The sequence below is a fragment of the Rhizobium sp. CB3171 genome, from assembly GCF_029714265.1.
Classification (GTDB): domain Bacteria; phylum Pseudomonadota; class Alphaproteobacteria; order Rhizobiales; family Rhizobiaceae; genus Rhizobium.
Genome location: NZ_CP121653.1, coordinates 450,062 through 463,847, shown reverse-complemented (window position 1 = coordinate 463,847; position 13,786 = coordinate 450,062). Strand labels below are relative to the sequence as shown.

Annotated in this window: 15 protein-coding genes and 1 pseudogene; 5 read left to right on the top strand and 11 right to left on the bottom strand. The window is 59.0% G+C overall.

Annotated features, from left to right (window positions below; all coding sequences use genetic code 11):
* Window positions 1-37: 37 nt before the first annotated feature.
* Window positions 38-292: a DUF982 domain-containing protein gene (locus QA648_RS21400; RefSeq protein ID WP_283053518.1), complete on the top strand. Its 255-nt coding sequence runs from the start codon at window positions 38-40 to the stop codon at window positions 290-292.
* 131 nt (window positions 293-423) lie between these two features.
* Here the strand turns inward: QA648_RS21400 and QA648_RS21395 are convergent, their stop codons facing one another.
* Window positions 424-822 carry a hypothetical protein gene (locus QA648_RS21395; protein WP_283053517.1) on the bottom strand — a complete coding sequence of 133 codons (399 nt, stop codon included), beginning with the start codon at window positions 820-822 and terminating at the stop codon, window positions 424-426.
* A 233-nt stretch (window positions 823-1,055) separates the two neighbouring features.
* A complete protein-coding gene (locus tag QA648_RS21390) occupies window positions 1,056-1,577 on the bottom strand; it encodes an NUDIX hydrolase (RefSeq protein ID WP_283053515.1) in 522 nt (173 codons plus the stop codon).
* A gap of 320 nt (window positions 1,578-1,897) precedes the next feature.
* Between QA648_RS21390 and QA648_RS21385 the strand changes: the two genes are divergently transcribed.
* Window positions 1,898-2,803 (top strand): cytochrome c, encoded by a 906-nt coding sequence (locus QA648_RS21385; RefSeq protein ID WP_283053513.1) that lies wholly within the window; start codon window positions 1,898-1,900, stop codon window positions 2,801-2,803.
* 5 nt (window positions 2,804-2,808) lie between these two features.
* Here the strand turns inward: QA648_RS21385 and QA648_RS21380 are convergent, their stop codons facing one another.
* From QA648_RS21380 to QA648_RS21345, 8 genes are read right to left on the bottom strand one after another with little or no spacing between them, the layout of a single operon-like run.
* The gene (locus tag QA648_RS21380) at window positions 2,809-3,228 is read right to left on the bottom strand and encodes a c-type cytochrome (RefSeq protein ID WP_283053511.1); all 420 of its coding nucleotides are present in this window, start codon (window positions 3,226-3,228) and stop codon (window positions 2,809-2,811) included.
* Window positions 3,203-4,114: a cytochrome c oxidase assembly protein gene (locus QA648_RS21375; protein ID WP_283053510.1), complete on the bottom strand. Its 912-nt coding sequence runs from the start codon at window positions 4,112-4,114 to the stop codon at window positions 3,203-3,205. The genes QA648_RS21380 and QA648_RS21375 overlap by 26 nt, the downstream gene beginning before the upstream one ends.
* Window positions 4,087-4,398 (bottom strand): hypothetical protein, encoded by a 312-nt coding sequence (locus tag QA648_RS21370; RefSeq protein ID WP_283053508.1) that lies wholly within the window; start codon window positions 4,396-4,398, stop codon window positions 4,087-4,089. Before QA648_RS21370 ends, QA648_RS21375 begins: the two co-directional genes overlap by 28 nt.
* Window positions 4,395-4,997 carry a cytochrome c oxidase subunit 3 gene (locus QA648_RS21365; protein ID WP_283053507.1) on the bottom strand — a complete coding sequence of 201 codons (603 nt, stop codon included), beginning with the start codon at window positions 4,995-4,997 and terminating at the stop codon, window positions 4,395-4,397. The genes QA648_RS21370 and QA648_RS21365 overlap by 4 nt, the downstream gene beginning before the upstream one ends.
* Window positions 4,994-6,907, bottom strand: a complete 1,914-nt coding sequence (gene ctaD / locus QA648_RS21360) for a cytochrome c oxidase subunit I (RefSeq protein ID WP_283053505.1) — start codon at window positions 6,905-6,907, stop codon at window positions 4,994-4,996. Before ctaD ends, QA648_RS21365 begins: the two co-directional genes overlap by 4 nt.
* Complete coding sequence (gene coxB / locus QA648_RS21355; RefSeq protein WP_283053504.1) at window positions 6,904-7,902, bottom strand: cytochrome c oxidase subunit II; 999 nt, start codon at window positions 7,900-7,902, stop codon at window positions 6,904-6,906. The genes ctaD and coxB overlap by 4 nt, the downstream gene beginning before the upstream one ends.
* Complete coding sequence (locus QA648_RS21350; RefSeq protein ID WP_283053502.1) at window positions 7,899-8,504, bottom strand: c-type cytochrome; 606 nt, start codon at window positions 8,502-8,504, stop codon at window positions 7,899-7,901. The genes coxB and QA648_RS21350 overlap by 4 nt, the downstream gene beginning before the upstream one ends.
* Window positions 8,505-8,530: 26 nt before the next feature.
* A complete protein-coding gene (locus tag QA648_RS21345) occupies window positions 8,531-10,933 on the bottom strand; it encodes an FdhF/YdeP family oxidoreductase (RefSeq protein ID WP_283053500.1) in 2,403 nt (800 codons plus the stop codon).
* A 390-nt stretch (window positions 10,934-11,323) separates the two neighbouring features.
* Between QA648_RS21345 and QA648_RS21340 the strand changes: the two genes are divergently transcribed.
* The 3 genes and pseudogenes from QA648_RS21340 to QA648_RS21330 all read left to right on the top strand — a co-directional run.
* Window positions 11,324-12,232 carry a hypothetical protein gene (locus QA648_RS21340; protein ID WP_260305956.1) on the top strand — a complete coding sequence of 303 codons (909 nt, stop codon included), beginning with the start codon at window positions 11,324-11,326 and terminating at the stop codon, window positions 12,230-12,232.
* Between the two features lie 136 nt (window positions 12,233-12,368).
* Window positions 12,369-12,866, top strand: coding sequence for a ferritin-like domain-containing protein (locus tag QA648_RS21335; RefSeq protein ID WP_283053497.1), 498 nt, complete (start codon window positions 12,369-12,371; stop codon window positions 12,864-12,866).
* 84 nt (window positions 12,867-12,950) lie between these two features.
* Window positions 12,951-13,241, top strand: a pseudogene (locus QA648_RS21330) (catalase); the annotation flags it as partial.
* 141 nt (window positions 13,242-13,382) lie between these two features.
* Here the strand turns inward: QA648_RS21330 and QA648_RS21325 are convergent.
* On the bottom strand, window positions 13,383-13,628 hold the full coding sequence (locus QA648_RS21325) for a hypothetical protein (protein WP_283053494.1): 246 nt from the start codon (window positions 13,626-13,628) through the stop codon (window positions 13,383-13,385).
* Window positions 13,629-13,786 lie beyond the last annotated feature (158 nt).

The window sequence follows — 13,786 nt, the reverse complement described above, 5'->3', positions numbered from 1 at the left end:
TCCCGATTGCTGGTTCGGGTTGTGGAGGGATATGGCTATGGACAGACAATGGTGGGACCATCCTCTGATGCTCGAAACGAAACGCCTTGGCCGCGTGGTCAGTATTAACTGCACCGAGCGCGCTGCTGGCTTTCTCCTGAACGAATGGCCGACAGAGAGAACCGGACAAGCCTACGAATGGGCAAAGCAAGCGCTTCTTGATGCTGTCGAGGGGAGAATCACCACCGAGGCAGCCCGCAGTGCGATGATTGCGGCGGCACGAGAGGACGGCGTATTCGTGTACGGGGAGTAGGCTCATGCGGCCCTCGCGAAAATGTGCGGAGACAACGGTGGATTTTGCAGCTCGTTGTCGCGATACGGGATCTCGCTGTGCTGCCGGCTATTCGCAAGCGTACGGCTCGGCTTCCGACTGGCTATTCCGCCTTACGACCAGCGAAATCGGTAATGACAGAAACGAATTCGGCATTCCTGCCCCGCAAAACCATGGTGCGCGCTGAAGGTACACGGATTGCCTTGTTCGCTTCCTCCGCTCAACCAATTCACTTCAACCTTCGCTCCGGCCCATGATTTGAACGGTGCAACCCCAGTCGGCTTCGTGAAGCGGCAATTGTCTTCGCGATGATGTATGACGAGCGTCGTGGGCAGGAGCGCTGACTTTCCGAGGATAGCGGCGACACTCTTGGCCGGACCGGATGCGTTGCTGAGAAAGCCGGAGGTCAGCACCAGCTTGTCCGGACGCGCACCCCGGCGCAATCCTTCCGCCGCACGCTGCGTTCCCTTGCTCGTGGCGACAATGATAACAGGGCGCTTGAGACCGGCCATGAAATCCGTGGCAGAGGTGAGATTCGTTCCTCGACGAGCAGCACGTTAAAGCCTTTGTCTCGGAACGCATCACGATTGCGGATGAGAGCGTTGGTCGCGCCATCGCTAAAGCGGGCGCGCCGATCGTCGAGCACAGGCAGCATTGCTATCCATGATCCAATTTGAAGCCGGCTTTTCGCACCGCTGCGCCCGCAAAGCGGTCTGCGTCTTGGCGTGGACAGGGATGGTAGGGATCACGAACGGCTTTTTCTCCTGTCCATTTCGGCCACGACGTTTTCGATCGGAAAATGCATCAAGCGCACCAGCAGGCCCTTCAATTCGGGCTCCTGCACTCTTTTGGCAGCTTCCAAAGGCGAGAACCATTCTGTGGTGCGTTCTTTACGTTCCGGAAATTTGGCACATAGCTTCTGGACTCGTAGAAGATGAACCTCGACCATAGATGGGGTGGCGTTTTCCGAATCGAAGATCTTCAAATAGGTGTAGTAACCAAATGGTTTTTTCTCGGCCTTGCCTTTGACACCAGCCTCTTCCCAAGCCTCGCGCTCCGCAACCTCGTTCGGCTTCAAACCTTTGATCGGCCATCCCTTGGGAATAGTCCAACGATGCGTTTCGCGCGTGGTAATGAGAAGAACTTCGATAGTTCCGTCGGCGCCGAGACGTGAACAGATTGCGCCGAATTGTTCAGCCATCTCGCCATTCATCATTATTTCCGCATAGGCTGCGAGACGTGCAAGATGGGGTTCGTACTTGTTCATGGGCCCCGCCAAATTCCTAAGTAAAACGCGCGGTTGCTTTTCGACAACCAGTAGCCTTTGACCAAGTTGACCAATGCAGCACCTTTGGCAAAGTGTGGCTACCTAGCCACATCAAACCGCTGCAGTCAGCGTTTGTTCCCGATAAGCGGGCGAAGAACAGGCAACGACAAAATAGCTCGACGTCGATCTCGCCACCCAGAAGCTTCTGTTGCCATAGGAAGGAGGAGCTACCGCCAGCCTTTAGAGTGGAACGAATGGCCCTTTCGTCAGTTCTATGGGAGGCGACTTCACTCAGGCCCGGCGTGTCGGTCGAGAGGGCTATGCGCATTCTAGTTTGGCTGTGCCTGGCCGCAGCATTGACGGCCACTGCGATCTGGTTCGTGACGGAACCCACCGTACCTTTCACTCAAAATGATCCGCGCCTTGAAGGCAATGGTGATCCGGCTCGGGGGCAGCTTATTTTTGCTGCCGGCGACTGCGCGTCCTGTCACGCCACCCCGGGCCAGCAGGACAGACTGCGATTGGGCGGTGGCATCGCGCTCGCAGCGCCCTTCGGCACGTTTCGCGCTCCCAATATCTCATCCGACCCCGTTGATGGCATCGGAAGATGGAGCACGGTTGATCTCGCCAACGCCATGATCGGCGGGGTTTCGCCGCAACGTCGGCACTATTATCCGGTGTTTCCCTATCCAAGCTATACCGGCATGCGGCTCGAGGACATCAAGGATCTGCGGGCCTATCTGAAGACGTTGGCACCGGTTTCCGGCCATCCGCCCCCGCATGATCTGTTTCTTCTGTTCCGCATACGCCGCGTCTTGGGCTTCTGGAAGCTATTGTTCTTCCATGAGGGGCAGACGCAGGCATCGGTCGGCGGCGATACCGTTCTGTCTCGGGGCGGCTACCTGGTCGAGACCATCGGCCACTGCGCGGAATGCCATTCGTCACGCAATTTTTTCGGTGCCATCAAGCCCGAAACCCGGTTTGCCGGCGGCACCGATCCCGAGGGCACGGGCTTTATTCCCAACATTACACCAAGCCGGATCGGACATTGGTCCGAAGCCGATATCGCGGAATTGTTGAAGAGCGGCAACACGCCGGACCACGGCCGCGTCGGCTCGTCCATGGCCGAGGTCGTGACCAATACGGCAATGTTGCCGCAGAGCGATCGCGACGCCATTGCACGCTACATCAAGTCACTGCCGGCTCGTCCCACGCCCCATCCTTGAACGAATTAGTGAATGTAGAGATAGGCGGCAAGATCGCGCGCCTCCGCTTCCGAAATCCCCGTTTTCGGCATCGCCGAATTGGGAGAGAAGGTCTGCGGCGATACAATCCAATGAACGAGGTTGTCGCCGGTATTGTTGACTACGCCGGCGATATAGACCCGCGTTTGAAGCCCAGACAAAGCGCCGCCCACTTGTCCGTCCGCACCCGCGATTCCGGGGATTTGGTGACATCCGGTGCAGCCATATCGACGAAAGATCGGCGGTGCGCGGGAAGGGTCGCCGCCCTGGGTGAGCAGGCGCGCCGCCTGTAGCCGCTGCTGCGAGTTCTTTACCATGTTCGTGCCGATCAGAGCGCAGAGCAATGCAATGGCTGCTGCGCCCAGCCAGACGCTGCGATTTCTATAAAGGACGGATGCGCTGAACATGGTCCACTCCCCTGCCGGCGTTGGCAATCCATAGCGCAGCCAATACGAGTGCCGCCCCGGCATAAATCGTCCCGGCGGGAATCCACATAACCATGCCGGCGAGCTGCTGGTCCTCCAGCGGCGTGAGTCCCCATGTTGCCGCGGCATGCGTCTGCTCGACGTAAAGAACGCGGGGGGCCAGCGCCATCAGGGCGCCGAGCGCGCCCGTGTGCAGCATGGTCAGGAAAAGATGCCACGCAGCGACGCCATGATTGCTGCACCAGAAGACCGACCACCAGAACAGCACGGCAGTGGCGAAGAAGCTCAGATGCTGCAGACGATGCAGTGCGACGTCGTCGACGGCGGCATCGAAAAGGGCCGGCGCGTGCCAAGCCCATATGGCGACGGCATGCAGCAGAGTGGCATTGGTTCCGCCGCTCAGCCAGCGCCAGACTGATCGCACCGTGCCTCGCCGCATCGCTCTGCCCGTCCAGCGCCTCAGTTGGTCCGGCATGCCCCATAGGAACAAACCCGCAGGCCGCGCGATGACAATCATCGGAGCGGAGACCGCCATGATGATTTCGTGCTCGATCATGTGAAAAGTAAAAACTTGCTCTCCGAGCCAGTGCAGCGGCGACAGCAGTGCGCCCGCAAGCGTCAGCCAGCCTGCCCAATAGCAAATGGCGCGTTTCGCCATAACGGACCGGCTCCTTCCGGTGCGCCGCCACAATTTCCAGGAACCCCGGCCATAAAGAAAAGCGATGATCGCTAACGGCGTTCCGATCCACGGATCGATTGTCCAGATCGAATGAAACAAATGCGCTTCCGCGCCGTGCGCTGCCGCCTGCCGCGCCATCATCAGCAGAAATATCAAAGCGCCTAGTGTTCGCATGCGTTCAAGAGCCATGCGGCTCCCCCTTGCAGAACAAGCGCGAAGGCGAAGACGAGCCCTACCAAGACGCTGAGATGGCGGATGAACAGCCCCGTTCGCGCCTCCTCCGGCTTCGAACCGATCTGCGGTGCTAACGAACTCGCCACCGCAAGAAGGATGGTCACGGAAGATGCGATAAGCGACCAGTGCATGCGACGGCTGCAATCGACATAGGGGAGGATTTGGCCGAGCTGGGTGTTGATCGCCCAAACAAGGGGAGCAAAGATCAATCCGCCGTATTTTGCCGCTGCGGTCATCATAGGCGTGGCACCCAGTAGATGCATGTATATAGGGGAATCCAAGCCACCACGACAAAGTTCCAGTACATCGCATTATCCTCGACGTCGCCGAAGCGGCGCGGGTTGTCGGCATGCCTCGTAAACATCAGGCAGGTCAGCACCAGTGTATCGATGAGGTCTGTAATGATGTGGGTCGAATGAAGGCCCAGCAGTGTCCATATGATCGAGCCGTAGGCATTGTCATCCCAGCGCACATGGAGGACGGTGAATTCGAAAGCGCGCAAGATCAGTGGTATTGCCCCGAGCACCGACATAATGACGAGCCCGATCCGCACCTTGCGCAGATTTCTTTGCCGCGCGCAGCGGGATAAAAGAATGTTCGGCACGACGCTCGCCAACAAGATGGCCGTCAACGCTGTTCCGGGGATGAGGCCGGGCGCGGGCGCATTGATAGGCCATTGCGGCGCGATGCTCATCAGATAGAAATAGACTGCGATGGCCAAAGCGAAGCCGGAACCTTCAATGAGCATGAAGGCGCAGGTTCCCCACCAGGTCGGGCTTGCCGTGCCCATACCATGGGGCGGCAACTTTGAAACGTCGAGTACGATGCGTTCCTTCACGATTCGTCCTCCGGCGTCTGTTTGGGCCAGAACCAACCGATTAACGTGATGCCGATGGGAATTGATCCCCATACGACAGCCCATGGCGAGAAGATCGACCAAATCAGCATCACCGTGGTGGCAAGAGCCGCCCATAGCGGCCAGATCGAATTTCGCGGCGAGGATTCGTTGGCTTCCGGCTGTGCCTCAACAACGCTGCTGACGATCAATTCACGCCGGTCGGTGCGCAGCCCGGTCGCAACCGCAAGCTCATCGGGCTGCGTCCACAACGGGTCGCGATCGCCGACCACCGGAATGCGGCGGAAGTTAAAACAAGGCGGCGGCGACGGGATCGCCCATTCGAGCGTCGACGCGCCCCACGGATTCTCGCCGGCGATCGGACCCGATCGAGCGCTGCGGATGACATCGATGAAAAAGACGAGGAACCCCAGCGCGAGGACGACGGCGCTCAGGCTGACGAACATATTCATGCCGGCCCAAGGCATTTCCGGCTGATAGGTGTAGATGCGCCGCGGCATGCCCTCGAGGCCCAGAATATGCATTGGGAAGAAGGTTAGGTTGAAGCCGGCGAAAAGCAGCCCGAAGGCCCAGCGGCCGAGCGTCTCGCTCATCATCCGGCCGGTCATCTTGGGGAACCAATAATAAATGGCGCCGAGCAAGGGGAAGAGGGCGCCGCCGACCAGGACGTAATGGAAATGCGCGACGACGAAATAGGTGTCATGCACCTGGGTATCGAACGGCACGGAGGCGACCATGACGCCGGTCAGTCCGCCGATGACGAAGGTAACGATGAAACCGAGGACGAACAGCATCGGCGTTTTCAACACGGGTTGCCCGCCCCACAGCGTCGCAAGCCAGCAAAATATCTGCACCCCGGCGGGGATGGCGATCGCCATGCTGGAGGCGGTGAAGAAGCTCTCGCCGAGCCGCGGCAGCCCGACGACGAACATGTGATGCACCCAAAGGCCAAATGCCAGAATCCCGGTAGCGATCAGCGCCATCACCAACGGAAGATACCCGAACACGGGGCGGCGCGAAAAAGTCGCTGTTATCGTCGATACCATGCCGACGGCCGGCAGGAAGATGATGTAGACTTCCGGATGCCCGAAGAACCAGAACAGATGCTGCCATAGCAGTACGTCACCGCCCTCAGCGGGATTGAAAAACTGCGTTTCGACCAGACGGTCCAGGATGAGCGATGAGCTGGCGAGCATGATCGCCGGCATAGCCATGATGACGAGGAAGGCTGTGACGACCATCGACCAGACGAACAGCGGGATGCGGTCCAGCGCCATGCCGGGCGCCCGCTGCTTGAAGACGGTGACGACAAGTTCCACCGCAACGGCCAATGCCGAAACTTCCGTGAAAGTGATCATCTGCGCCCAAAGGTCGGCGCGCTTGCCGACGCCATATTGCGGCCCGGATAAGGGCACGTAGGCAAACCATCCGACGTCGGGCGCGGTATCCAGAGCAAACGAGGTCCATAATAGCAATCCGCCGGCTAGAAAGATCCAATAGGAAAAGGCGTTCAAGCGCGGAAAGGCAATATTGCGGGTGCCAACCATGAGCGGCACCAGATAGACCGCCATGGCTTCCATGACTGGCACCGCAAATAGGAACATCATGTTCGCGCCATGCATCGTGAAAATCTGGTTGTAGCGATCCGGGCCGATAAAACGCGCTTCCGGCTGCGCCAGTTGCAGCCGCATCGCGAGCGCCAGGAGACCGCCCATGGCGAGAAATACGAATGCGGTCGTGATGTAGCGGCGGCCGATGATCTTGTGATCGACTGTCGTGAGGGCGCCCCAGACGCCGGCCCCCGTCATCCAGGTTTGTGTCAGCCGTCGTTCGAGCTCGTCATCGTCGAACATCAAATCCGTCGGTACAGCTGATTTGGCGTCCTTCGTCATCTGAGGCTTTCCATATAGGCGGAAAGCTGCCGCAGTTCGTCGCTCGAGAGGAGAACCATCGGCATGTTGTTTCCTGGTTTCAGCGTCTGAGGATCGGCGATCCATGCGGCGAGCGAGCCGCGTGTATTGTCCAGCAGGCCCGCCGCAATCGTTTGCCGACTGCCGAGATGGGTCAAGTCCGGCCCCGTCGTTCCCGATGCGTCGGTACCGCGGATGGTATGACAGAAGGCGCAGGGCTTGCGCATGAAGAGGGCCTTGCCGGCAATCGCTTCCGGATCCGGCGGCGATGCGCTGTTGCCGCGCTGTGCGGCAGCCCAGCGCTGATAATCGGCCACGTCCTCGGCAATGACAAACAGCGCCATGTGACTGTGCTGAAGTCCGCAGAACTCCGCGCATTGACCGCGATAGACGCCTGGACGATCCGCTCGAATAATTATGGTGTTCTGTCGGCCGGGAATGAGGTCGCGCTTGCCGGCGAGGCTCGGTACCCAGAAGGAATGAATGACATCGGTGCTTTCGAGCTCAATGCGAATATCTACGCCGACGGGAATATGCATCTCATTGGCCGTCTGGAACGTCTTGGCCGGATCGGCATCGTCGTAGATGAATTGCCACCACCATTGCTGGCCGCGCACTTTGATCGTGACGCCGGCATCCTCAGCCATGCCGAGACCGCGGGTTCCATAGAAGCTCGCGATCGTCAGGCCGGCGATGATGAGCACGGTTGCTGCAACCGCTGCGGTCACCAACGTTCCCATCCGCCGCTCGCTCGCGGCGCTTGGACTTTGCCGCTGCGTCCTCGATCGCAACAATGCCAGGATCAGAACGATCATGACCAGCGCCCACACCGCGGAGCAGACGATCACGATCGCGATGATCAAGTGCTTAAGCTGAACGGCCGCGGCACCCTCGGCATTCAAGGCCGACTGCGCGCCGTTACATCCTGCAATCAGGATTGCCGCCAGAAGCACGAAAACGGCAACACCCGGTTTCAAGGTGACGGCCCCTGCGCGGCGTTCATCCCGGCAGGACCTTCTTCGAATAGGATTGCCGCCGGCGCGCGATTTTCCGCCGGGCGCGTATGTTTGTCGTCGTTTCGGCTCGGCGCGGTGGTCTTTACCTTGTATGCACCGACTGTGTGGATATAGCCGGCGAGCTGCCAGATCTCATCGATCGTCATCTTATCGCGAAAGGCCGGCATTTCGTGGGGTCTGCCGTTGCGGATGGAGGCTGCGATCGACACCATCTCCGGGCCATAGAGCCACCATCCGTCGAGGAAAGAGGGACCGGCCGCGCCGCGCCCGTCTCCGTGGCACGTCTCACAGCCGAACCAGGAATAAAGGCGTTTACCCTGGCTGAGGTCATAAGCGGTTTTCTCGTAAGGCTTGCCGAGGGCGAAGTAGATTTCAGGGGGAGTGCCGCTGATGCCGTTCGGCAGCAGGCGCAGCTCATCCAGCGCGGCCCCTACCGGGGGATCCGTTCGATATTGCCGTGCTTCGCGCGTATCGCCGATCAAGGCGGCCGCGCCGAGGGCCACCAGAAAAGCAGCGATCAGGAACGCGCGATCAAGGAATTCTCTGCTGACCACCCACGCCATGTTCGATGTTCCAACCTGTGCAGGCTTCAATTCGCGGGCACGGCACCGGAACGCATAAGGCGCACCGGCAACAGCTTGTAGGACGGAGTCTTCGACTTGGCGTCATGATGATCCAATGGAAACAGCGGATTGGCTTCGGGATAGTAGGCACCGCAACATCCTTCCGGAATCTCATAGGCAACGATAGTGAAGCCCGAAACCCTGCGCTCCGTCTCTTCATCGATCGCCGTCACCAGATCGACGGCTTCGCCGTTGCGGAAACCGAGGCGCGTTATGTCGGCTTTATTGACGAAGACAACCCGCCTCGTTCCCTCGACGCCGCGATAGCGGTCGCTAAAGCCATAAATCGTCGTGTTGAACTGGTCGTTGGAACGCAAGGTGGCGAGATGAAGGACATCATCACCCTGCGCGTGGAGAGCAAACTCCGGAAACAGGCGGTCGGGCGTGATGAAATTGGCCTTGCCGTTGCGGGTGACCCACTTGCGCTCCCGCGCCGGCAGCGGTCTTGGAATGCCGCCGGGATGGAACATGCGCTTGTTGAAGTCCTTGAACGTCTCCGGATAAGTTTGCTCGATGGCATCGCGGATCGTCGAATAGTCGTCAACCCAACGGTCCCATGGCACGACCCCTTTCGTCAGCGTCGCTTTTGCCATGCCGGCGATGATCGCCGGCTCCGAAAGCAATTGCGGACTGGCCGGCCGGGCTCTTCCGCGCGAACCATGAAAATGTGCGACCGAGCTTTCCACCGAGACGGCCTGTGGTCCGCTCGCCTGCTCGTCGATCTCGATCCGACCAAGACATGGCAGGAGATAGGCGATTTTGCCGTGAATGACATGGCTGCGATTGAGCTTGGTGGCGATCTGGACGGTCAGGCGGAGGTTCCGCCACGCACTCTCCATTGCCGCAGTCTCGGGGATAGCCCGCAGAAAATTTCCGCCGAGACCGATAAACGCCCGAGCCTCGCCATTGAGGATCGCTTTGCAAGTCTCGACCGTGGTGTGGCCGATCCAATCCGGCGGTTCAAACTGGTAAAGCGCGGCCAGCTTGTCCAGCGGCACGAGACCCGGCTTTTCGGTGATGCCGACCGTGCGCTGGCCCTGAACATTCGAATGGCCGCGCACCGCGCAGATATTGGCTCCCGGCTTGCCGATGTTTCCGCGCAGAAGCGCAAGATTGACGACCATCTGCACATTCTGAACGCCCATGAGATGCTGCGTTAGACCCATGCCGTAGACCATCAGAACTGCATTCGAGTTGGCGTATGTCGAGGCAGCCTGCCGCATCTGCGCTCGCGTCAAGCCGGAGACGCGCTCCAGTTCGGCCCAATCGTGGTTTCGCGCGGCAGCAGCGAATTCCTCGAAACCCGCGGTATGCTGCTGGATGAAATCGTGATCGAGGACATGTTTCTTGTCGGCGGCGGCCATCGCTGCGGCAAAGGCTACCGTTCCCGCGTCGGAAGGATCGTCCGGGATCGCATCGATTCCCGTAACCTTGCTGGTCCCGGATGCCTTGAGCGCATCGTCGGCCTCGATCAGTGCCTTGCAGACGCCGAAAAGTGCCGCGATATCACCGCCATTCCTGACTTGATAATATTCCGACGAGATCAGCGTTTCCTTGCCCGTGAGCATCTGACCGGGCATCTGGGGATTGACGAAGCGCTCCAGCCCAGGCTCGCGAAGTGGGTTGAAGGTGACGATCTTGGCGCCTCTGTTGACGGCATCTTGCAGGTCGTGAAGCATTCTCGGCGAGGACGTGCCAACGTTCTGTCCAAGGTAGAAGATGCAGTCGCAATTCTGGAAATCGGACAGAATGGCCGTGCCGATGGATGCGCCGATGCTTTCCGGCAGTGCTGCGGACGAGCCTTCATGGCACATGTTCGATGAATCCGGCAGATGGTTGCTGCCGAACATGCGGGCGAACAATTGGTACATGTACGAGGTTTCGAGCGATGCGCGACCGGACGTATAGAAATCGACCTGGTCCGGGGATATCGCCCTCAATTCGCGGCCGATCTCTTCGAAAGCGTCCTGCCAGATGACGGGTATATATTTATCCTTTTCAGCGTCCCAACGCATGGGATGCGTCAATCGTCCCTGCTCTTCGAGATCATGATCGGGCCAGGTTTCCAGCTCGCCGAGCGTATGGGCTGCGAAAAAGGCGCGATCGGCCCTTCGGTGTGTGACTTCCCAACTGGTGGCCTTGGCGCCGTTTTCGCAGAACTCCAACGGATGGGGCTTGGCAGGCTTGCCCCACGCGCAACTGACGCACATGTAACCGTCGGGCTTGTTCTGATGCGCCAACAGGGATGGGCCTGATATCGGGATATGCTCCCGAAGAAGGATCCTACTCACCGACTTTGCTGAACCCCATCCGCCTGCTGCAGGTTTGCCGGATGTTTTCCGTGGTTCGTTTCTCGGTTGCGTAGCCATGATGAAGATCCTTAATTCCCACAAAGAACCAACGACAAGCTCTTCTGTTCCCTGTCGGCGATGACAGCCGATGGTAATGGCCTCAGCCGAGACCACCGCTAGAGATCGATGAGCATGTAAGGCTTGCCGGTGGGTCTCTCGATGTAGGCCGCGACAGTGAAAAACCGGCGCTTCGGCGGCTGTGCTACGCTCATCATGTTTACTCCAGCCTGATGACGATTACAGGTCACCGCCAAAGGGTGCAGGAACAAAACACAACCCTCAGAGTTGGGATTTCCGCAAATCTTTGTGGAGGTTTTTCAAATGGGTCGCGGCATCCTACTCTGGCTTCTCGGCATACCGTTGCCGATCGTCATCCTACTTGTTCTGTTCATGCGTTAGGAGGCTGTCATGTCTCCACGCGAAGATACGTCGACGGATATCCTACCAATCGAATCCTCCAGGTCCGCCCTCGCCTGGGGGCCGATTATTGGCGGCGCCGTTGCGGCGACGGGTGTCACGCTCATCCTCCTGCTTCTCGGATCGGGATTGGGTCTGACAATGGTATCGCCGTGGTCCGGCGAGAGTAGTTCCGCAGCCACTATTGGCGCGACAGCGGCGATCTGGCTCGTGGTCGTCCAATGGCTGTCCTCCGCTCTCGGCGGCTATCTGACTGGACGGCTGCGCACGAAATGGACAGCAGTCCATACGGACGAGGTATTCTTTCGCGACACCGCGCACGGTTTCCTCAGTTGGGCCTTGGCCACCGTGTTCGTTGCCGGATTCCTGGCATCGTCGCTGACATCGCTTGCCGGTACCGGCGCGAGTGCCGTCGGCAGCGTCGCTAGTACCGCCGGTGTCGTGGGTGCGACGACGGCCGCTTCGAAGGAGGGCGCGGACCTCTCTACCGCCTACTTTACCGATGCATTGCTTCGGCCACAACGCGCAGGCGACCGGGCGCGCAACGACGACGGAGCGGCGGCCACAGAAGTTTCCCGCATCCTGCTTCAAGGTGCTGCAAATGGAGGAATTCCGGATGGCGATAAGGCATATATTGCCGGCATCGTTTCCGCACGGACGGGCCTGTCCGAAACAGATGCCCGTGCTCGGGTCGATACCGTCCTGAAGCAGATCAATGATGCCAAGGTCGCCGTTCAGGCCGCCACCGACAAGGCAAGGAAGGCGGCTGCAACAACAGCGCTCCTTGGATCGCTCTCGCTTGTGATCGGGGCGTTCATCGCCGCGGCGGCCGCCGCTCTCGGTGGAAAGCAACGCGACGAGGAGGAAGACCTGCTGGTCACGGACCGCCGCACAGTTTGACGCCAACCGAAGGCGCTCCGTCACATGCGAGCGCCCTCTGCCAACAGCTTGCAACGCTCTGACCCGAGACACCTCCCGGAACATTCAGGTGCTTTCCATGTTCGGTGACGACGCAATCAGGCGCCAGGAGGATCTAATGGCTACAGAGAAGACGCTGAACGACTTATTCCTTGATACCGTTAAGGACATCTATTTTGCCGAAAAACAAATCCTGAAGGCTTTGCCGAAAATGGCCCGGGCCGCCCAGCTCGAGGAAGGCAAGGCAGGATTCATGAAGCATCGTGACGAGACGCAGGCCCAGATCGAACGCCTTGATCAAGTGTTCGAACTTTTGGGCAAGCCAGCCCGCGGCAAAACCTGCGAAGCGATCCAGGGCATCATCGCCGAAGGTGAAGAGATCATGGAAGAGTATAAGGGCACGAAGGCTCTCGACGCTGGGCTCATCTCTTCGGCACAGGCGGTCGAACATTATGAGATCGCGCGCTACGGCACATTGATCGCATGGGCCAAGCAGCTTGGCCTCAAGGACGCCGTGCCGCTCCTGCAAGCGAGCCTGGCTGAAGAAGAGGCCACGGACAAAAAGCTGACGCAACTTGCGCAGTCCGCGGCCAATCCTAAAGGCAAGGCCGCCTGAGACCAACGCAGGTCTCACAAAAAGCCGCTCGACGAGCGGCTTTTCCACGTAGCTGCTTCACATATTACCTTACGGGATAACACCATGGCCAAGAGGACCTCTAAGGCCGCCGGACGTGCTGTCGCCACAGTTCATGACCAAAAACTTTTTCGAGATGAAGGAGGCGAACTTCATCAATTTGCGGAAGATTGGCAACCGGTCTTGACGACTGCTCAGGGCGGTCCAGTTGCCGATGATCAGAACAGCCTGCGGGTCGGGGCACGTGGTCCTGCTCTTATCGAAGACTCTCATTTAAGCGAAAAACTCTTCCATTTCGATCACGAGCGCATTCCCGAACGCGTCGTCCATGCGCGCGGATATGATGCGCATGGTTTCAGCGCGAAGTACGACCCCGCAAAAGGAAGAGGGTGGACCGCGCAGGTGGCAACAGGGCTGGCAGGAAGGGACTAAATCTACGCGATCCACCTATCAAACCAACGTCCCTGTCTTAGGTTCCCGCTCGAAATAAATAGCGATTTAGCCTCGATATTTGCCTTCGTTCATATCCGCGGGATCGTAGTTCAGATCCCAGTCCTTTTCCGGTTTCTTCTCGGCAGGCGGCCTCTTGTTCACCGTTGCGTCGGCCGATCCAGTAATGACCTTCGGTTTGGCGCTAGCGACGCCGTTGTTGCGGCTTTTCTTAACGAGCCGGCGATATTGGCCCCTCGCGTCCTTGCGGATTTCGGCCGCATCGTTGTTACCAGGATTATCCGATCTGGACATTTGTTATCTGCTGCCGCTGAACTCTGTTGTGATGAGGTGGGCCGTCCTTCAAACATTCAATCCGCACCTATTTGAGCAAAGCGTCTGGTGCCGATTGGTTCCTAGTCCTTCGAAGATTTCGTCAGAATTCCAGGGCCGTCGCGCGCGAGGATGAACTG

What these genes read in the sequence shown, in the direction of transcription:
- QA648_RS21400 (WP_283053518.1), top strand. Translation starts at nt 38, where the DNA reads ATGGACAGACAATGGTGGGACCATCCTCTGATGCTCGAAACGAAACGC.
- QA648_RS21395 (WP_283053517.1), bottom strand. Translation starts at nt 822, where the DNA reads ATGGCCGGTCTCAAGCGCCCTGTTATCATTGTCGCCACGAGCAAGGGA.
- QA648_RS21390 (WP_283053515.1), bottom strand. Translation starts at nt 1,577, where the DNA reads ATGAACAAGTACGAACCCCATCTTGCACGTCTCGCAGCCTATGCGGAA.
- QA648_RS21385 (WP_283053513.1), top strand. Translation starts at nt 1,898, where the DNA reads ATGCGCATTCTAGTTTGGCTGTGCCTGGCCGCAGCATTGACGGCCACT.
- QA648_RS21380 (WP_283053511.1), bottom strand. Translation starts at nt 3,228, where the DNA reads ATGTTCAGCGCATCCGTCCTTTATAGAAATCGCAGCGTCTGGCTGGGC.
- QA648_RS21375 (WP_283053510.1), bottom strand. Translation starts at nt 4,114, where the DNA reads ATGGCTCTTGAACGCATGCGAACACTAGGCGCTTTGATATTTCTGCTG.
- QA648_RS21370 (WP_283053508.1), bottom strand. Translation starts at nt 4,398, where the DNA reads ATGATGACCGCAGCGGCAAAATACGGCGGATTGATCTTTGCTCCCCTT.
- ctaD (WP_283053505.1), bottom strand. Translation starts at nt 6,907, where the DNA reads ATGACGAAGGACGCCAAATCAGCTGTACCGACGGATTTGATGTTCGAC.
- QA648_RS21350 (WP_283053502.1), bottom strand. Translation starts at nt 8,504, where the DNA reads ATGGCGTGGGTGGTCAGCAGAGAATTCCTTGATCGCGCGTTCCTGATC.
- QA648_RS21345 (WP_283053500.1), bottom strand. Translation starts at nt 10,933, where the DNA reads ATGGCTACGCAACCGAGAAACGAACCACGGAAAACATCCGGCAAACCT.
- QA648_RS21340 (WP_260305956.1), top strand. Translation starts at nt 11,324, where the DNA reads ATGTCTCCACGCGAAGATACGTCGACGGATATCCTACCAATCGAATCC.
- QA648_RS21335 (WP_283053497.1), top strand. Translation starts at nt 12,369, where the DNA reads ATGGCTACAGAGAAGACGCTGAACGACTTATTCCTTGATACCGTTAAG.
- QA648_RS21325 (WP_283053494.1), bottom strand. Translation starts at nt 13,628, where the DNA reads ATGTCCAGATCGGATAATCCTGGTAACAACGATGCGGCCGAAATCCGC.